Source organism: Allobrachymonas chironomi DSM 19884 (genome assembly GCF_000374625.1).
Lineage (GTDB): Bacteria > Pseudomonadota > Gammaproteobacteria > Burkholderiales > Burkholderiaceae_C > Brachymonas > Brachymonas chironomi.
In genome coordinates this window covers 132,267-150,935 of record NZ_KB894767.1, presented here as the reverse complement: position 1 = coordinate 150,935, position 18,669 = coordinate 132,267, and the positions used below count along the sequence as shown (strand labels likewise).

General features: G+C 61.8%; 20 protein-coding genes and 1 tRNA gene. 2 read left to right on the top strand and 19 right to left on the bottom strand.

Going from position 1 to position 18,669, the window contains the following annotated elements; translation table 11 throughout:
* The first annotated feature begins 133 nt into the window (after positions 1 to 133).
* Both C513_RS12835 and C513_RS13660 read left to right on the top strand, forming a co-directional pair.
* Positions 134 to 514: a hypothetical protein gene (locus C513_RS12835; RefSeq protein WP_156816051.1), complete on the top strand. Its 381-nt coding sequence runs from the start codon at positions 134 to 136 to the stop codon at positions 512 to 514.
* A complete protein-coding gene (locus tag C513_RS13660; RefSeq protein WP_018715077.1) occupies positions 504 to 1,208 on the top strand; it encodes a hypothetical protein in 705 nt (234 codons plus the stop codon). Before C513_RS12835 ends, C513_RS13660 begins: the two co-directional genes overlap by 11 nt.
* Before the next feature lie 95 nt (positions 1,209 to 1,303).
* Here C513_RS13660 and C513_RS0105720 read toward each other — a convergent pair whose 3' ends face one another.
* The 19 genes from C513_RS0105720 to C513_RS0105630 form a co-directional block, all read right to left on the bottom strand.
* Positions 1,304 to 1,726, bottom strand: a complete 423-nt coding sequence (locus tag C513_RS0105720) for a BLUF domain-containing protein (RefSeq protein WP_018715076.1) — start codon at positions 1,724 to 1,726, stop codon at positions 1,304 to 1,306.
* A 28-nt stretch (positions 1,727 to 1,754) separates the two neighbouring features.
* Positions 1,755 to 2,462 (bottom strand): GTP cyclohydrolase I, encoded by a 708-nt coding sequence (gene folE / locus C513_RS0105715; RefSeq protein ID WP_026320594.1) that lies wholly within the window; start codon positions 2,460 to 2,462, stop codon positions 1,755 to 1,757.
* A 96-nt stretch (positions 2,463 to 2,558) separates the two neighbouring features.
* Positions 2,559 to 3,353, bottom strand: coding sequence for an endonuclease/exonuclease/phosphatase family protein (locus C513_RS0105710; RefSeq protein ID WP_018715074.1), 795 nt, complete (start codon positions 3,351 to 3,353; stop codon positions 2,559 to 2,561).
* Between the two features lie 12 nt (positions 3,354 to 3,365).
* Entirely contained in the window at positions 3,366 to 5,174 is a 1,809-nt protein-coding gene (gene aspS / locus C513_RS0105705) for an aspartate--tRNA ligase (RefSeq protein WP_026320593.1), read from the bottom strand.
* Between the two features lie 74 nt (positions 5,175 to 5,248).
* Positions 5,249 to 5,518: an FmdB family zinc ribbon protein gene (locus C513_RS0105700; RefSeq protein ID WP_018715072.1), complete on the bottom strand. Its 270-nt coding sequence runs from the start codon at positions 5,516 to 5,518 to the stop codon at positions 5,249 to 5,251.
* A 110-nt stretch (positions 5,519 to 5,628) separates the two neighbouring features.
* Positions 5,629 to 7,098: a high affinity choline transporter 1 gene (locus C513_RS0105695; RefSeq protein ID WP_018715071.1), complete on the bottom strand. Its 1,470-nt coding sequence runs from the start codon at positions 7,096 to 7,098 to the stop codon at positions 5,629 to 5,631.
* A 151-nt stretch (positions 7,099 to 7,249) separates the two neighbouring features.
* Positions 7,250 to 8,845: a ubiquinone biosynthesis regulatory protein kinase UbiB gene (ubiB, locus tag C513_RS0105690; protein ID WP_018715070.1), complete on the bottom strand. Its 1,596-nt coding sequence runs from the start codon at positions 8,843 to 8,845 to the stop codon at positions 7,250 to 7,252.
* Positions 8,842 to 9,420, bottom strand: a complete 579-nt coding sequence (locus C513_RS0105685; RefSeq protein ID WP_018715069.1) for a ubiquinone biosynthesis accessory factor UbiJ — start codon at positions 9,418 to 9,420, stop codon at positions 8,842 to 8,844. The genes ubiB and C513_RS0105685 overlap by 4 nt, the downstream gene beginning before the upstream one ends.
* A 95-nt stretch (positions 9,421 to 9,515) precedes the next feature.
* A complete protein-coding gene (locus C513_RS0105680; RefSeq protein WP_018715068.1) occupies positions 9,516 to 10,484 on the bottom strand; it encodes a Tim44 domain-containing protein in 969 nt (322 codons plus the stop codon).
* A 107-nt stretch (positions 10,485 to 10,591) separates the two neighbouring features.
* Entirely contained in the window at positions 10,592 to 11,323 is a 732-nt protein-coding gene (ubiE, locus tag C513_RS0105675) for a bifunctional demethylmenaquinone methyltransferase/2-methoxy-6-polyprenyl-1,4-benzoquinol methylase UbiE (RefSeq protein ID WP_018715067.1), read from the bottom strand.
* Positions 11,324 to 11,381: 58 nt separating this feature from the next.
* On the bottom strand, positions 11,382 to 11,831 hold the full coding sequence (locus tag C513_RS0105670) for a gamma-butyrobetaine hydroxylase family protein (RefSeq protein ID WP_018715066.1): 450 nt from the start codon (positions 11,829 to 11,831) through the stop codon (positions 11,382 to 11,384).
* Positions 11,832 to 11,849: 18 nt separating this feature from the next.
* A complete protein-coding gene (gene recR, locus C513_RS0105665; protein ID WP_018715065.1) occupies positions 11,850 to 12,440 on the bottom strand; it encodes a recombination mediator RecR in 591 nt (196 codons plus the stop codon).
* A 7-nt stretch (positions 12,441 to 12,447) separates the two neighbouring features.
* Entirely contained in the window at positions 12,448 to 12,783 is a 336-nt protein-coding gene (locus C513_RS0105660; RefSeq protein WP_018715064.1) for a YbaB/EbfC family nucleoid-associated protein, read from the bottom strand.
* Positions 12,784 to 12,843: 60 nt separating this feature from the next.
* The gene (gene dnaX / locus C513_RS0105655) at positions 12,844 to 14,946 is read right to left on the bottom strand and encodes a DNA polymerase III subunit gamma/tau (RefSeq protein WP_018715063.1); all 2,103 of its coding nucleotides are present in this window, start codon (positions 14,944 to 14,946) and stop codon (positions 12,844 to 12,846) included.
* Positions 14,947 to 15,071: 125 nt separating this feature from the next.
* Positions 15,072 to 15,147 (bottom strand) — tRNA-Thr (locus C513_RS0105650).
* A gap of 52 nt (positions 15,148 to 15,199) precedes the next feature.
* Positions 15,200 to 15,694, bottom strand: a complete 495-nt coding sequence (locus tag C513_RS0105645) for a ClpXP protease specificity-enhancing factor (RefSeq protein WP_018715062.1) — start codon at positions 15,692 to 15,694, stop codon at positions 15,200 to 15,202.
* Positions 15,695 to 15,707: 13 nt separating this feature from the next.
* Positions 15,708 to 16,319 carry a glutathione S-transferase N-terminal domain-containing protein gene (locus tag C513_RS0105640; protein WP_018715061.1) on the bottom strand — a complete coding sequence of 204 codons (612 nt, stop codon included), beginning with the start codon at positions 16,317 to 16,319 and terminating at the stop codon, positions 15,708 to 15,710.
* A gap of 124 nt (positions 16,320 to 16,443) precedes the next feature.
* Positions 16,444 to 17,220 (bottom strand): cytochrome c1, encoded by a 777-nt coding sequence (locus C513_RS0105635; RefSeq protein WP_018715060.1) that lies wholly within the window; start codon positions 17,218 to 17,220, stop codon positions 16,444 to 16,446.
* A 23-nt stretch (positions 17,221 to 17,243) separates the two neighbouring features.
* On the bottom strand, positions 17,244 to 18,659 hold the full coding sequence (locus C513_RS0105630) for a cytochrome b (RefSeq protein WP_018715059.1): 1,416 nt from the start codon (positions 18,657 to 18,659) through the stop codon (positions 17,244 to 17,246).
* Positions 18,660 to 18,669 lie beyond the last annotated feature (10 nt).

Genomic DNA, 18,669 nt, shown 5'->3' with positions numbered 1-18,669 from the left:
GGCAGTCCCGGCCAGCACAGACCGCAGCCTGCCGTGCAGGAACTTCTATCCTGTACGTTGCTACTGCGGTCTTTTTTCTTGCGAAAGCGGTCTCGGCCTTTTCGCACCTCCGGAACCCTTACCCGCTGCCACTATGCTTCACCCTCTGCTCAAGGTGATGATCAAGCGTCCGGAACTGATCATCGATCACCTGCACAACTACCTGGACCTGTTCAAGCAGGAAACCCGTGGTGCCGCATCCAATCTGGTCCATGTCCTGATCGGATGGGTTCTACTGGCCGCCGGCCTGTTGCTGTTCCTGATCCTGGGTAGCATCGCCCTCATGCTGGGGCTGCTGCAAGGCAGTTTCCACTGGATCCTGGCTGTCGTGCCCTGCCTGTTCCTGCTGTTGGCACTGATCGGCTGGTCCATGACGCGCAAACCCGTGGTGCAACTGGAAGTGGCCGAAGTCAAGCGCCAGTTCAGCGCCGATATCGAATTGCTGCAAGCTGCAGGAGATCGTCGTGACCGATAAAGCACCGCCACAACTCCAGTTCATCGATACCCTGCCGCCCCAGCTGCGCCTGGCGCTGTCGCGCTACAAGCTGCGCCGCAGCCTGAACCAGCCGGTATCGATTGAGGACGATCCCGATCTGCAGCGCCTGCTGGAGCTGGAAAAGGCCTGGAATGCCTCGCTGCCCCAGCCTGCCGTCACCCTGCCGGAAACCGCCAGCACCGGTCAACCCCCTGAGCCGGAACCCGCTCCCGCCCCGCCCCCTGAGCCGATCGCGCCACGCCCGCCGCAAGCAGTTGCCGCCATGCCCGCAGTGCCACGGCAGGACGATCATCCTGCCAGCGCCCGCAAGGCACGCCAGGCAACCTCGGGCAGCGGTTTTTCGCTGCAGGAACGTGATCTGGGGCCGGTAGCCACGGCCGCGCTGTCGGCCGGCCAGCAGCTGTTGCGCGCCTGGTGGGCACGTCACCCGGCCCGGATGGCCCTGACGATCGGTACGCCGCTGCTGACGCGCTATGCCAAACGCAAGCCGCTGCAGGTACTGGCGCTGGCCGCAGCCGTGGGTGCTGCTGTCGTGGTACTGCGCCCGTGGTGCTGGAACCGCACTCGCCTGCTGGCCCGCAGCAGCGTCAACCGCGAAATCCGTCGCCTGCGCCTGTCCTCCCTGTGGGGCATGGTGACCGACAGCCTGCTGCGCAACGGCAAGTCGAACTGACCACGCCCAGACGCCAGCCATGACAAAGCGCCGTCCCTTGCGGGTACGGCGCTTTTTTCATGCGGCAGATGCAGCAGGCCAGGCAGGCAAGGCCTTCAGCCGCGCCCCACCACCTGGGCCGTGGCAGCCAGCTCTTCCAGCATCGCCAGCGACATCCAGCCGGAATTGGCGTACGGGTTGAAATCCGGCCCTTCGGAGTACTTCAGGATGATGGAGGTGTTGAGCTGATCGATATCCACCAGGCCCATGGTCCAGCCCGGGTACTCGCGCTCGGTGATTTCATCGTAATGCAATAGCTGCACATTGGTATGGTGGCTGTCGCGCTGGATTTCGCTGTACAGGCAATTGACCTCTTCGCGACTGCCTTCCAGCAGCTGCATGAAGATGTTGTTGCTGTAGCACAGGATACCAGTAATGCCGTGCTCGGCGTTGTGGCGGCGCGCACGCTGCAGGATCGCCTCCAGACTCTCGGTGGTGAACTCGGTGGCGCGGCTTACATACAACAATCTGACCAGCATGGTCTCTCTCCTGGAAAATCGGGAAACATCAGTCCTTGAACGGAATCAGCGACAGGAATTCGCGACGCAGGTTGGGGTCCTTCAGGAACACGCCGCGCATCACCGAGTTCAGCATCTTGCTGTCCATGTCCTTCACGCCGCGCCAGGCCATGCAGTAATGGCTGGCCTGCATCACCAGCGCCAGGCCATCGGGATGGGTTTTTTTCTGGATCAGGTCGGCCAGCTGGATCACCGCCTCTTCCTGGATCTGCGGACGGCTCATCACCCACTCGGCCAGGCGCGCATACTTGGACAGGCCGATCACGTTGGTGTGCTCGTTCGGCATGACGCCGATCCACAGCTTGCCGATCACCGGCACCAGATGGTGCGAGCAGGCGCTGCGCACGGTAATGGGGCCGACAATCATCAGCTCGTTGAGGTGCTCTGCATTCGGAAACTCGGTCAGCACCGGCGGCTTGACGTAGCGCCCGGCAAAGACTTCCTTCAGGTACATCTTGGCAACCCGGCGTGCCGTGTTGTCGGTGTTGTGATCGTTGGTGGTATCGATCACCATGCTGTCGAGCACGCCCTGCATCTTCTGCTCGACCTCGTCCAGCAGCAACTCCAGCTCGCCCGGCTGCAGATAGTCGGCAATGTTGTCGTTGGCATGGAAACGCTTGCGGGCGGCCAGCAGGCGCTCGCGGATCTTCACCGATACCGGTGTCCCTTCGTCTTGGGGAGGCTGGGGAGTAGTCATGGATTCGGGGTTATCGCAACAGAATGGCAAAAGCACAGGATACCATCACCCTGCCCCGCCTGAGCGGACTTGTGGCAAGTCCTGACAGACAGGCGTTTATTCGAGAACGAAATCGGCGACCAAAGGCAAATGGTCGGAAAGACGCGCCCAGGAACGGATGCCGGTACTGGATTCGAGTGTGGTCTTCTGCGGCACGAACTGGCGCAGCATCTGCAGGCCGCGGTAATAGATGAAATCCAGCTGCGTCAGCGGCAGCGTGGACGGATAAGTGCGGTAGGCCGGCAGCCCGTGTTCGCACAACAGGCCGGCCTGGTCCATGAAACGGGTGAGGCGCTTGCCCCAGTCGTTGAAGTCGCCGGCAATCACCAGCGGCTCCTCTTCCGGAATTTCGCGCAGTACGAACTGGATCAGCTGCTGGATCTGACGCACACGGCTGGCGGCAATCAGGCCCAGATGCACCACGATCACATGGATACGCTGGCCCCGCATCGTGATTTCGCTGTGCAGCAGCCCGCGCTGCTCGAAGCGGTGATCCGACATATCCTCATGCTGGTGACGCGCCACCTCGCCGCGTGTCAGCAGCGCATTGCCATGCTCGCCGTGCTTGGTGGTGGCATTGGTGACGTACACCGCCTGGTAATGCGTATCGGCCAGAAAGTCGGCCTGGCTCTGGCGCGGCCAGTCGTTGAACTTGCGCTCCCACTGGCGATTCAGCTTGCGCACCTCCTGCAGACAGACCACATCGGCATCGAGCTGGCGAATCGCCTGCTGCAGGTTGTGGATTTCCAGCCGGCTCATCGGACCCATGCCCTGCACACCCTTGTGGATGTTGTAGGTGGCCACGCGCAGCACTTGCTCGCGTGGCAGGTCGGTTGGAATCGGCGGCGTCATGGACGAGCCGGATCAGCCCTGGCGCGCTTCGCTGGCGACCGGGTTGCGCAGGCGGATGTGCAGCTCGCGCAGCTGCTTCTCGTCCACCGTGCTCGGGGCCTGCGTCAGCAGACACTGGGCGCGCTGCGTCTTCGGGAAGGCGATCACGTCACGGATCGACTCGGCACGCGTCATCAGCGTGATCAGGCGGTCCAGACCGAAAGCCAGGCCACCGTGCGGCGGCGCACCGTACTGCAGCGCATCCAGCAGGAAGCCGAACTTGAGTTGCGCCTCTTCCGGACCGATCTTGAGCGCGCTGAACACCTTGCTCTGCACGTCGGCACGGTGGATACGCACGGAGCCGCCACCCAGCTCCCAGCCGTTCAGTACCATGTCATAGGCCTTGGCCACGCACTTGGACGGATCGCTGTCCATGTAATCCTCGTGGCCGTCCTTGGGCGAGGTGAAGGGGTGGTGCATGGCGTTCCAGCGGTCTTCGTCCTCGTCGTATTCGAACATCGGGAAGTCCACCACCCACAGCGGAGCCCAGCGATCCTCGAACAGGCCGTTGGTCTTGCCGAATTCGCTGTGGCCAATTTTCAGGCGCAGCGCGCCGATCGCATCGTTGACCACCTTGGCCTTGTCGGCACCGAAGAAAATCAGGTCGCCATCCTTGGCACCGGTACGCTCCAGAATCGACTGCAGCGCGGCATCGTGCAGATTCTTCACGATCGGGCTCTGCAGGCCTTCGCGACCCTTGGCCTTCTCGTTGACCTTGATCCAGGCCAGACCCTTGGCACCGTAGATCTTGACGAACTCGGTGTAGCCATCGATGTCGCCGCGGCTCATCTTGCCACCATCCGGTACGCACAGGGCCACCACGCGGCCTCCGGCCATGGTGGCAGGCGTGCTGAACACCTTGAAGTCCACATCGGCCATCACGTCGGTCAGCTCGGTAAATTCGAGCTTGACACGCAGGTCCGGCTTGTCGGAGCCGAAACGGTGCATCGCCTCGGAGAACTGCATCACCGGGAATTCGCCCAGATCCACATCCATGGTGTTACGGAACACGGTCTTGATCATTTCCTGGAACAGCGCACGGATCTCGTCTTCGCCCAGGAAGGAAGTCTCGATGTCGATCTGCGTGAATTCAGGCTGACGGTCGGCGCGCAGGTCTTCGTCGCGGAAGCACTTGGTGATCTGGTAGTAGCGATCGTAGCCGGCCACCATCAGCAGCTGCTTGAACAGCTGCGGCGACTGCGGCAGCGCAAAGAAGTGGCCATCATGCACACGGCTCGGCACCAGGTAGTCACGCGCACCTTCGGGCGTGCTCTTGGTCAGCATCGGCGTCTCGATGTCGATGAAACCGTTGGCATCCAGGAACTTGCGCACCTCCATGGCCACCTTGTAGCGCAGCATCAGGTTGCGCTGCATGTAGGGGCGACGCAGGTCCAGCACGCGATGCGTCAGGCGCGTCGTCTCGGACAGGTTGTCGTCGTCCAGCTGGAACGGCGGTGTCACCGATGCATTCAGCACGTTCAGCTCGTGGCACAGCACCTCGATCTTGCCGGAGGCGATGTTGTCATTGGTCGTGCCCTCGGGGCGCGCGCGCACCAGGCCCTTGATCTGCACGCAGAACTCGTTGCGGATGTCTTCGGCAACCTGGAACATCTCGGGACGATCCGGATCGCACACCACCTGCACATAACCCTCGCGGTCACGCAGGTCGATGAAGATCACGCCACCGTGGTCGCGACGGCGGTTGACCCAGCCACACAGGGTCACGGTTTCGCCCATCTGGGCTTCGGTCACCTGACCGCAGTACATCGAACGCATTGCCATTTTTCAGTCTTTCTGGCCCGTTGCAACGGGCACATGCTTGGTTTGTGTCTTGGAGACCAGGCGCCGTCAGGCGCTCAGTCGGTAGAAGTGGAGGAAGTGCTGCCGGATGCTGCCGGAGCCGGGCTGGTCTCAGCCGGCTTGGAGCCGGCACTGCCACTGGCACCGCCGCGGAAATCGGTCACGTACCAGCCGGATCCCTTGAGCTGGAAGCCGGCGGCGGTCACCTGCTTCTGCAGGGCCTCGGCGGAACACTGGGGACAGGTGGTCAGCGGCGCATCGCTGATTTTCTGGAGCACATCGAAGGTGTGGCCGCACGCTTGGCAGCCATAGGCATAAATCGGCATGGAATAATCAATACGGAAAAACGCGAAACCTGCAAGCGCAGGCAAGCCATCCCCGATTATAAAGTCTGGGGCGAAAACTGCCGCACTGTCCCCGCAGCGCAGCAGAATGCTCAGGCAATCAGGCGACCTTCCTGCGGCGGCGTGCCTTCAAAGTGCGGCACATGGCCCTGCATATTGGGTATCCACTGCGGCAGCAGCGAACCGGCCAGCATGCCGGTCAGCGAGGCCAGCACACCGGCCAGCTGCTGCGGGAAAGCGGCGTCCCAGCCGGGCATGAACATGAACAGCAGCCAGACAGACACACCCAGCACACAGGCAAAAATGCCCCCCTGGCTGGTCGCACGCTTCCAGTACAGGCCGAAAGTCAGCGGAATGAAGGCCCCCACCAGCGGCACCTGGTAGGCTCCGGACACCATCTCGTAGATCGAGGTGCCTTCCATCGCAATCGCATAGGCCAGCACGATGCCGGAAAAGCCCAGCACGGACAGGCGCATCGCCTTCAGCGTGGTGCGGTCATCCATCTGCACGAAGTGGCGCAGGATGTTTTCCACAAAGGTCGTGGTCGGGGCCAGCAAGGTGGCCGAGGCGCAGGACTTGATCGCCGACAGCAACGCACCAAAGAAGATCACCTGCATGATGAAAGGCATCTTCTCCATCACCAGCGTCGGCAGCACTTTCTGCGGGTCATCGGCAATCAGCGCGGCGGCCTGCTCCGGCATCACGATCAGTGCCGTGGCCACCAGGAAAATTGGCACAAAGGCAAACAGGATATACATGCTGCCGCCGATCACCGGGCCAACGGTGGCAGCGCGCATGTCACGCGCCGACATCACGCGCTGGAACACGTCCTGCTGCGGAATCGAGCCCAGCATCATGGTGATCGCCGCCGCAACAAAGGCCATGATTTCGCCATAGGTCGGCTCCGGCCAGAACTTGAACAGGTCCTTGCTCGATGCCAGTTCGATCACCTTGTCGGCGCCACCGGCCATATCGCTGGCAAAGTAGGCCAGGATCAGCAGACCGACGATCAGCACGATCATCTGCACGAAGTCGGTCACGGCAACCGACCACATGCCGCCGATCAGCGTATAGGCCAGGATGGACACCATACCCAGTGCCATGCCCCAGGGCACGGAAATCAGGTCATTCGACAGCAGGTTGAACACCAGGCCCAGCGCCACCACCTGCGCAGACACCCAGCCCAGGTAGCTGATCATGATCAGGATCGAACAGAACACTTCGACGAACGTGCCGTAACGCACCTTGTAGTAGTCGCTGATGGTCAGCAGGTCCATCTTGTACAGCCGGGCCGCAAAGAACACGCCAACCAGAATCAGGCACATGCCTGCGCCAAACGGGTCTTCCACGATGCCGCCCATGCCGTCCTGCATGAACTTGGCCGGAATGCCCAGTACCAGCTCGGAACCAAACCAGGTGGCAAAGGTCAGCGTGATGATCATGGTCAACGGCAGATGGCGGCCGGCCACGGCAAAGTCCGCCGTATTCTTCACGCGGCGGGCAGCGTACAGGCCGATGCCGATAGTCACCGTCAGGTACAGGAAGACAAGAAAAAGCAGCATAGAGTTATCCCTCAGACATCAAGCCTGATTTCCATGGAGCGCATTATCCGGGCAAAGCAAGGCCCGGACAGGCAGAAACCCGTCCGGGCCTTGGACAGTAGCCTATTCCGGCCACCGAATGCAGCATATTTGCGACAATTGCCGCAGCTGCTTACAGCCTCAGGAACATGCCGAAGTGCGACAGCAGCTGCATCGACAGCAAGCCCAGTGCGAAGCCGACAGCGCCGTACAGCACCGCCTGCAACAGACGGTTGGTCTGGCGCTGCTCCTTCAGCAGGGCCAGCAGCTCTTTCTGCTGCAGCTGCAGGGCCTGCTGCTGTGCCGGCTTGCCCTGCTCACGCAGAAAGCGGTGCAGTAGCACCGGCAGCTCGGGCAGCATGCGCGCATACGAAGGCGCCTCGCGCTTGAGCTCCTCGATAAAGCGCTTCGGCCCCATCTGGTCCATCATCCACTTTTCCAGGAAGGGCTTGGCGGTACTCCACAGGTCCAGATCCGGATCCATGTCACGGCCCAGACCCTCCACATTCAGCAGAGTCTTCTGCAGCAGCGTCAGTTGCGGCTGGATTTCCACCTGGAAGCGGCGCGAGGTCTGGAACAGGCGCATCAGCACCATGCCCAGCGAAATCTCGCTCAGCGGACGGTCGAAATACGGTTCGCACACGCTCCGGATGGCGGCCTCGAGCTCGTCGATACGGGTTGTGGCCGGAGCCCAGCCGCTTTCCACGTGCAGTTCGGCCACACGCTTGTAGTCACGGCGGAAGAAGGCCGTGAAATTCTGCGCCAGGTACTCCTTGTCGTACTCGGTCAGCGTACCGACGATACCGAAATCCAGCAGGATAAAGCGGCCGAAGCTGCCCGGCTCGACACTGACCAGCAGGTTGCCCGGGTGCATGTCGGCATGGAAAAAACCGTCGCGGAACACCTGGGTGAAGAAGATGTTGACGCCATCACGCGCCAGTTGCGGAATATCCACGCCCAGTTCGCGCAGGCGCTCCGTCTGGCTCACCGGGATGCCGCGCATGCGCTCCATCACCAGCACGTCCTGGGTGATGCACTCCCAGTACATCTCCGGAATCAGCACCAGATCCAGGCCTTCCATGTTGCGTCGCAGCTGCGCCGCGTTGGCCGCCTCGCGTACCAGGTCCAGCTCGTCGTGCAGATACTTGTCGAATTCGGCCACGACCTCACGCGGCTTCAGGCGGCGGCCATCCTCGTTCAGGCGCTCGACCCAGCCAGCCATCATGCGCATCAGGTCCAGATCCTTGCCGATCACCTGACGCATGCCCGGTCGCAGCACCTTCACCGCCACATCGCGCTCCACCCCGTGGCGGTCCCGCATGCGGCCAAAGTGCACCTGGGCAATCGAGGCGCTGGCTACCGGCTCACGTTCAAACGCCGTGAACAACACATTGACCGGCTTGCGCAGCGAGCGCTCGATGATGGCTACCGACTGTTCGGCCGGAAACGGTTCGACCTGGTCCTGCAGTAGCGCCAGCTCATTGGCAATATCCGGCGGCAGCAAGTCACGTCGGGTAGACAGCACCTGGCCGAACTTGACGAAGATCGGGCCCAGGGTCTGCAGCGCCATGCGCAGCCGCACACCACGCGGTTCATCCAGCTTGCGTCCCACCGTGAGCACGCGCGACACCATGCGCAAGCCCCGGTGCGGCACGGAACTCAGCAGCAGTTCATCCAGCCCGTAGCGGAAAAAGACCCAGATGATGTACAGGCCACGTGCAAATTTCATTGCCCGCCGCCCTGCTTCGGCGTACCGGCAGCGTCCGCCCCCGGTACCACCTTGCCGATCACGCTGCGCGCCGCATCGGCCACGCCACGGCCCACGCGTGCCAGCGTATGCGCCGGTACATCGCCTACCAGGCGCGCCAGGTCTTCCTCGATATCCCAGCGCAGGTGATCGGCCATCCAGTTGATTTCGGCAGCCAGCTGCACATCACCCTCGATGCGCACGGCCGGCTTGTCTCCCTGGATCGCCGTTTTCGCCAGATCCAGCGGCGAAGTCTGGTCAATGGTGATGAGCAGATCCGGCGTGCCGGCAGCATCGGCCAGATCGAACAGGCCGGCCGGCGTGATCTGCAGCCGCATGTCGAACTGGCGCCACTGCGCCAGCACGACACGGCCCTTCTGGCGCACCAGACGCTGCTGCGCCTCGGGCTCCTGCATCACGACATGATTGAGCAGCAGCACGACACGGCGTTGCAGCTCCTGCACCAGACCTGCAGGCAGGGAGAATTTGTCCAGCAGGCCGGACGCGGAGTCGGCCAGACGGCCAAGAATAGAAAAGGGGGACTGTGGTGTTTCCATAGTCCCCCATTCTCCCTGATTTTGATGACAGCTGCCGCCCCGGGCGACACTGCCGTGTCACAAACCGTGGCCGGGCGCCACGGCCGGACTGGCTCTTACTGCATGGACTGGATACCCGCCACCAGCCAGCCGCTCTGGCCGGACTTGGACTTGCTCATGTTCCAGACTTCGCGGAACGGGCTCAGACCGGAGTCGTCCTCGTTCACCATGCCGGAGAATTCGACGCTGGCCAGGTAGTCATCAGCGGTTTCCTCGATCCCCAGCAGCTGGGCGTCCAGCTTCTCGACCACCGTCTTGCTGGTCTTGCCCGCTGCCTCGCGCTCGGCCAGTTGCTGGCGCACCTCGGCCAGCATCTCGTCGGTCATCATGGCACGCAGGCTGCTGGCATCGGCACGATCCCAGGCGTCCTGCAGCGTGGTGAAGTTGCGCTTGGCTGCCGTCAGGAAGCCGTCGATGTCAAAACCTGCCGGCACGCCCCAGTTCTGCGAACCGGACAGGGCCGAGCCAATCATGCTGCCACTGGCGGCCGGCTGGCTGGCCTGGAAGTTGCTGGTCTGCTGCTCCCACGGGCGGGCGGAAGCGTCATTACCCACGTTCTTGGGGTTGTAGCTGCGCGGCGCTTCGGCAGCCCCCTGGTAGGCCAGATCCGGCCGATTCGGACGTGCCGATGCCGTATTGCGGCGGAACATGCGCCACAGGAACACGCCAGCCATGACCACCAGCAGGATCAGCATCACATTGGCCAGGCCTTCGCCAAAGCCCAGTGCATTCGCCAGCCAGGCCAGGCCCAGACCTGCAGCCAGGCCACCCAGCATGCCGGCCCACGGACGCTTGGGAGCCGCGTTGGCTGCCGGAGCCGTCTGGTTGGCCTGGCGGCCAGGCTGCTGCTGTGCCTGCGTGGCCGTACCCTGGGCTGCACCACCCGGAGGCGTGGTGGACTGCTGCTGCGTGACATTGGAAGACTGGCGACCCATGGACTTGCCACCGCCCATGCGCTTGGCTTCGGCGTGTACGCTGGTCAGGGCCAGCGTCAGTGCCAGCAGGATGGTCGGAAGTCGTCGCATAAGGGATCTCCTGATAATGAAAATGATTCGCTTGATTATGAAGCAAATGGGGTCCCAGGACCCCATTTGCAAGCGATATCAATGTGAATTGTGGTCTATGGATTGCATCAGCACTTGATGCCCACATGCAGCGCCACCACACCGGCCGTCATGTTGTGGTAGTCCACATGACCAAAACCGGCCTGCTTCATCAGGGCCTTGAGTTCTTCCTGACCCGGGTGCATGCGAATCGATTCCGCCAGATAGCGATAGCTTTCGGCATCGCCCGCCACCATGCTGCCCATGCGCGGCAGCACATTGAAGCTGTACCAGTCATAGACCTTTTCCAGCGGCTTGGCCACGCGCGAAAACTCCAGCACCAGCAGCTTGCCGCCCGGCTTGAGCACGCGGTTCATTTCCTTGAGCGCCGCGTCCTTGTGCGTCATGTTGCGCAGGCCGAACGCCACGCTGACCAGATCGAAGTGACCGTCGGGAAACGGCAGCTTCTCGGCATCGCAGACCACGGTCGGCAACACCAGTCCCTTGTTCAGCAGGCGCTCACGGCCCGTGCTGAGCATGGCATAGTTGATATCGGTATGCACCACATGACCGGTCTTGCCGACCTTTTTGGCGAATGCCAGCGACAGGTCACCGGTACCGCCCGCGATATCGAGTGCGCGATCGCCCTCCTTCAGGTTGGCCACCATCACGGTATAGGCTTTCCAGGCGCGATGCATTCCGCCCGACATCAGGTCGTTCATGATGTCGTACTTGGACGCGACGGAGTCGAACACCCCGCGCACACGCTTGGCCTTGTCTTGTTCGTCGACGGTCTGGAATCCGAAATGGGTCTGGCTCATGGCTGGCTACTGCAAATAGGGCTCACGGGGAGCGGAACCCCCATTCTAGCCGTGCCGATCAGTGCTTGCTGCCACAACCGCCCGATCCGCAGCCACCCCCCTGGCCGGAGCTGGCCACCACCTGCTCGTGCGGCAAGGGATCACGCGAGGCACCGGCCTGCTCCAGCCGCTGCTCGTAGGCCTGCCACAGCGACTGCTGTTCGTTGCCGAGCTTGTAGAGGTAATCCCAGGAATAGATGCCACTGTCATGGCCATCACTGAAGCGTGGCTGGATCGCGTAATGCCCGACCGGTGTCAGATCCACGATGTCGACCAGGCGCTTGCCGGTCTGCAGCACTTCCTGACCCTCGCCATGGCCCTTGACCTCGGCAGAAGGAGAATACACGCGCAACAGCTCGAACGGCAGCAGAAAGGTCTTGCCATCGGCAAAGCCGATTTCCAGCTGTCGCGATTGGGTGTGTACGGTAATGCCGGTGGGATGCGGGGTATCGGGGCTCAGTCCAGCCATGGGTCGTCCTTGTCAGTATCAGCGCCGGTCACTCAGCGCATAGGCAATGGTACCCAGATCGACATACTCCAGCTCACTGCCCACCGGAACCCCGCGGGACAGTCGGGTCACCTGCACGCCGCGTGTCTTCAGCAGTTCGGACAGCACATGGGCGGTGGCTTCGCCTTCGGCAGTGAAATTGGTGGCCAGAATCACCTCCCTGACCTGCCCCTCCTCCACCCGCCGCAACAATCGGGACAGACCGATATCCTTCGGTCCGATGCCATCCAGCGGGCTGAGCTTGCCCATCAGCACGAAGTACAGGCCGCGATAGGCCTGGGTGCGTTCCAGCGCCGACTGGTCCGCCGGCGTTTCGACCACGCACAGCAGACCGGAATCGCGTGTCGGATCCTGGCAGGTACTGCAGATGTCCTGCTCGGTGAAGGTATTGCACAGACGGCAATGACGCACGCTCTGGCAGGCATGCTGCAGCGCTTGCGCCAGCTGTTCGGCCGCGGCACGGTCATGCTGCAGCAGATGAAAAGCCATGCGCGAAGCCGAGCGCACCCCGACCCCGGGCAGACACCGCAGGGCCTCGATCAGCGCATCCAGCGCGTGGGCCTGGCTCACGATGCCATCAGAACGGGAACTTCATGCCGCCCGGCAGACCCGGCATGCCGGCGGGCATCAGTTTGGACATCTTTTCGGAGCTGACTTCCTCGGCCTTGCGGACCGCGGCGTTGAAGGCCGCAGCCACCAGGTCTTCCAGCATCTCCTTGTCGTCTTCGAGCAGGCTCGGATCGATTTCGACACGCTTGACATCATGCTTGCAGGTCATGGTGACCTTGACCAGACCGGCCCCGGATTCGGCCGTCACTTCGACGTTGGCCAGTTCGTCCTGCGCCTTCTTCAGGTTGTCCTGCATGGCTTGCGCCTGCTTCATCAGGCCGGCGAGTTGTCCTTTGTTGAACATGGTTCTTTCCTTTGCTTGTCAAGGCAGCCCTGCTCAGGGCCGCTTCATGGATTCAGGGATTCAGGCAGCCGGACCCTCAGGATCCGGCACCACGGATTCCAGCAGCTGCACGCTGCCGGGCACAATCTGGGCATCCAGCTGCTGCACCATCTGTTGCACGAAGGGATGGCTGCCAAACAGCTGCTCGGCATGCAGGCGCTGCTCTTCGCGTGCCTGCGACGTGCGCATGGCCGGACTGTCCACCACCCGGCCGAGCGACACCTGCAGCAGCACCGGATAGCCGATATCGGCCAGTGCCTGCTCCAACCGTTTGCGGCTGGGCTCATGCTGCAGGGTTTCGGACTCGACACGCAGCGTCCAGAGCGCCTGTCCACCGTCGTTCTGCGTCTGCTCCAGCAGCTGCGACTGCAGCAGCAATTCGCGCGTGAAGGCTGTCACCAGGCCCTGCTGCACGATCTGTCCGGCGAGCTGGCTCCAGAGATCGCCGTATTCGGTCGGCAGCAAACGGCGCGCCTCGCTGATCCTGCTGTCAGCCGGCGCGGCCGGCTCTGCACGCGGCGCTGTCATGCTGACCACGGGCAGCCGCACCAGCGCTTCTGCCGCGGGGGGCGCTATGGACGATGCAGCCGGTGCGGCATCGGCAGCCTGCTCCGGTGCGGGTTCCACCGGCACCGTGGCAGCTTCCTGTACCGGCGCCACTGCGATTTCGGCCCCAGGAACTGCTGGAGGAATATCTTCCCACGGAGGGATGCCGGCCTGCGGCTCTCCGGCTGGTTGCATGTCCGCCACCACCGCCTCAGCATCAGGCACTGCCACAGGCTCTGGCGGCACGGCAACAACCGTCTTTTCGGGCGCAGCAACGCGTGCTGTCCCGGTCGGCACAGCCTGCGCGACAGGTTGATCGCCGGGCCCGGCCTGCTCCACGCCGGTGGTCATCTGCGCTTGCTGTTCCGCAGGAGCCACCGTTGCAGGTGCCACCCCGGCTGGCGCAGCAGCCGGAGCCGCAGCCTGTTCAGGCGCCTTCAGTGTTTTTTTTTCTGCGCTGGCTACCGCAGGCTTGAAGGCCAGCAGGCGCAGCAACACCATCACCAGGGCCGCATATTCATCAGGAGCCAGACCCAGCTCCTGGCCACCCTGCAGACAAATGCTGTAGAGCAGCTGCGTTTCGTCCACCGGCATCAGCGCTGCCAGACGGCGGATTTCCTCTTCGTCCGGATGCGGCTGCCCGGCCGCATCAGGCACCATCTGGTAGACCGCCATGCGTTGCAGGATCTGGGTCATGTCCTCCAGGGCATTCGCCGCCGACAGGCCATGCGTCTGCAGCGCCTTGACCAGCTCCAGTAGCTGTGCCGGCTGCGCCAGCGCCAGCGCCTCGACCATGCGATGCACATAGCCGGCATCGACACTGCCCAGCATCTGGCGGATCGATTCGGTGCGCAGACCACCGTCACCACCCTGGCCGCCGCTGAAGGCAATCGCCTGATCCGTGAGCGACAGCGCATCGCGCATGGAGCCGCGCGCCGCGCGCGCCAGCAGATGCAACGCCCCCGGCTCGGCCGCAATGCCCTCCGAACCCAGCACATGCTCCAGGTGGGCAAACACGGTTTCCGGCACCATCGGGCGCAAATTGAACTGCAGACAGCGGCTCAGCACCGTCACCGGCACCTTCTGCGGATCGGTCGTGGCCAGCACGAACTTGAGATATTCGGGGGGCTCTTCCAGCGTCTTCAGCATGGCGTTGAAGGCGGTATTGGTCAGCATGTGCACTTCGTCGATCATGAAGACCTTGAAGCGGCCTTGCACCGGCTTGTAGACGGCCTGTTCCAGCAGACCCTGCACCTCGTCCACGCCACGGTTGGAGGCGGCATCGAGCTCGATGTAATCGACAAAGCGGCCGGCATCGATCTCGGTACAGGCCTGGCACACACCACAAGGCTCGGCCGTGACCTGACCATGGCCGTCCGGCCCGGTACAGTTCAGTGACTTGGCCAGAATGCGCGATACCGTGGTCTTGCCAACACCACGCGTACCGGTGAACATGTAGGCATGGTGCAGGCGCTGCGTGTTCAGGGCATTGGTCAGCGCCTGCACCACGTGCTCCTGCCCCACCATTTCGAGGAAGCTGCGCGGACGATATTTGCGGGCGAGGACCAGATAAGACATGGCGCTATTCTACCTGCGGGGCGCTGGCCTGCAGGCGCTAAACAGAAACTTGACGCAGCACCTGCCAACCCTGGAAGCAGATATGAAAAAAGGACCATTTTCTTTTAGAAAATAGTCCTTTTGCCTGGTGCCGGCTGTCGGATTCGAACTGACGACCTACCGCTTACAAGGCGGGTGCTCTACCAACTGAGCTAAGCCGGCGAAGCTTGCATTATAGCCACGGAAAACACATGCTTACGCATGCAGGTCACACTTATTTGACAATGCGCAGCGTGCTGCCCGACTTGCCGGCAGGCTGCTTGTCGCCCACCTTGGTTGGTGCGTCTGCAGCAGTCTTTTCGACCACTTGCAGGCCTGCAACAGGAGCCGTGTCGGCGGCAGCATCCGCATCCACCTCGGCAGCATCCTGTGCATCCGTCTGCGCATCGTCTGCGTCAATTACCTCGAAGCCCATGCCCTGGCCGTTTTCACGCGCATAAATCGCCTGCACCCGGTCTACCGGTACGATGATGTCACGCACCTTGCCGGAAAAACGGGCCTTGAAGCGAATCAGGTCGTTGCCCAGGCTCAGGCCTCCGGTGGCATCCATATCCACATTCAGCACGATCTCGCCGTTCTGCACGAACTCGCGTGGCACGGCCACCGTATGGTTGACCTTGACCAGCAGGTAAGGTGTCAGGCCGTTGTCGGTACACCATTCGTGCCAGGCGCGGATCATGTAGGGGCGGATATCGGTCATCTCGGACATGTGGCCCTCCGGATCAGCGGCGCATCACCTTCTCGGACGGCGTCAGCGCCTCAATGTAGGCCGGGCGCGAGAAGATGCGTTCGGCGTACTTGAGCAGCGGCGAGGCATTCTTGCTCAGGTCGATGCCGTAGTAGTCCAGGCGCCACAGCAGCGGTGCAATGGCCACGTCGAGCATGGAGAAATTCTCGCCCAGCATGTACTTGTTCTTCAGGAACACCGGGGCCAGTTGCGTCAGGCGGTCGCGGATCTGGCTGCGTGCCTTGTCCAGCGACTTGTCGGTGCTCTTGAGCGTACGGTTTTCCAGCACGGACACGTGCGTGAACAGCTCCTTCTCGAAGTTCAGCAGGAACAGGCGCACACGGGCACGATCCACCGGATCGCCCGGCATCAGCTGCGGATGCGGAAAGCGCTCGTCAATGTACTCGTTGATGATGTTCGACTCGTACAGGATCAGATCGCGTTCGACCAGGATCGGCACCTGGCCGTAGGGGTTCATCACATTGATGTCTTCCGGCTTGCTGTAGAGGTCGACATCACGGATTTCGAAGTCCATGCCCTTCTCGAACAACACGAAACGGCAACGGTGAGAAAACGGGCAGGTGGTTCCCGAATACAAAACCATCATGGCAAAAAACTCCTGTAAGACAACGCAATGAATGCGATTGGCAAAAAAACCAAAGGAGTGGACCTCCTGAAGGACTGTCCACTCCGCATGACCCTGTCAGTTCAGGGATAGCTTAGCACGGTGCTCAGCGCACTTCTTTCCAGAACGCCTTGTTCAGACGCCAGGTCAGGAAAATGCACACGGCCAGGAAAGCCAGCACATAGAAGCCGATGGTCTTGCGCGTCTGCTGGGCAGGCTCGGCCATCCACTGCATGTAGTTGACCAGATCGCCCACGGCCTGGTCAAACAGGGCCGGTTCCATGGTGCCTTCTGTCACCTGCTCCCACTTGCCCGTAAAGACATGGGTTTCGGTATCGCCTACCTTGTGGGTTTCGAAGACCGGCTTGCGCTCGCCCTGCAGTTCCCACATGGCGTGGGGCATGGCCACGTTGTTGAACACGACGTTGTTCCAGCCCGTGGGCGCATTGTCGTCACGGTAGAAGCCGCGCAGATAGGTGTAGAGGTAGTCAGCACCGCTGCCGCCTGCACCGGCACGGGAGCGTGCCACCAAGGTCAGGTCCGGCGGTGCGTTGCCGAACCACTCCTTGCCCTGCGCCTTGGTCATGGCAGCCTTCATGCCTTCACCGTACTTCATGTCGGTGAACATCAGGTTTTCCTTGATCTGCTTCTCGGTCAGGCCGATTTCTTCCAGGCGGTTGTAACGCATGAAGGCCGCAGAGTGGCAATTCAGGCAGTAGTTGGCAAACAGCTTGACACCATTTTGCAGGGAAGGCAGGTTGTTGACATCAACCGGAGCCTTGTCCCACTTGACGCCTTCTGCGCCGGCCGCCATGGCGTTGGAACCCATCATCAGGCCTGCAGCACACAGCAGACCGGCAATGACTTTCTTGAATGTTTTCATGTTGGTATCTCCAGTCCGCATGCTTAGTGAGGCTTGTAGGTGATGCGTTCCGGCACAGGCTTGAACTGGCCGAGCTTGCTCCACCAGGGCATCAGCAGGAAGAAGCCGAAGTAGAACAGCGTACCCAGCTGGGACACACGCTCACCCACCGGGAACGGAGGCAGCACACCCAGGTAGCCCAGCACGATGAAGTTGATCACGAAGATGCCGTACAGCACCTTGTGCCAGGTCGGGCGGTAACGGATCGACTTGACCGGGCTGTGATCCAGCCAGGGCAGGAAGAACAGGATGATCACGGCACCACCCATGGCAACCACACCCCAGAACTTGGCATCCAGGAAGTACATCAGCACGCAGGCCACGACAGCAGCCACCAGGACCACGGCCTTGGTGATGCTGGACAGCTTGAGCTTCAGCACGGCAAACAGGGCCGCCAGCAGCGCACACGCCATCAGCACATACACCATTTCGGTGGTGATGGCACGCAGCATGGAGTAGAAGCTGGTGAAGTACCACACCGGAGCAATGTGCAGCGGGGTGACCATCGGGTCAGCCGGGATGAAGTTGTTGAACTCCAGGAAGTAGCCGCCCATTTCGGGAGCGAAGTACACCACGGCAAAGAACACGAACAGGAACACGCACACGGCAAAGATGTCATGCACGGTGTAGTAGGGATGGAACGGAACGCCATCGGCCGGGGCAGTGGCAGACCACTGGTTGCCCTTCGGGCCCTTCTTGATTTCGATGCCGTCGGGGTTGTTGGAACCCACGTCATGCAGCGCAAAGATGTGTGCAGCCACCAGGCCAATCAGGACCAGCGGAACGGCAATCACGTGCAGGCTGAAGAAGCGGTTCAGGGTGGCATCGCTCACCACGTAGTCACCACGGATCAGCAGCGCCAGGTCGGGACCGACCAGCGGAATGGCAGCGAACAGGTTCACGATCACCTGGGCGCCCCAGTAGGACATCTGACCCCAGGGCAGCAGGTAACCCATGAAGGCTTCGGCCATCAGCGCCAGGAAGATGCCGCAACCGAACAGCCACACCAGTTCGCGCGGCTTGCGGTAGCTGCCATACATCATGCCGCGGAACATGTGCAGGTAGACCACCACGAAGAAGGCGGAGGCACCGGTGGAGTGCATGTAGCGCACCCACCAGCCCGCCGGCACGTCACGCATGATGTACTCGACGGAAGCAAATGCCAGGTTGGCATCCGGCTTGTAGTTCATGACCAGGAAAATGCCGGTCACGATCTGGATGATCAGCACCACCATGGACAGCACGCCAAAGACGTACCAGAAGTTGAAGTTCTTCGGTGCATAGTACTCGGACATGTGCACGCGATAAGCCGAGAACAGCGTCGGGAAGCGGTTCTCGAACCAGTTGCCCAGCTTGGCCGTTGCCGGCGCGTTGGGAGAAATTTCTTTGAATTCAGCCATGTTGAATCAC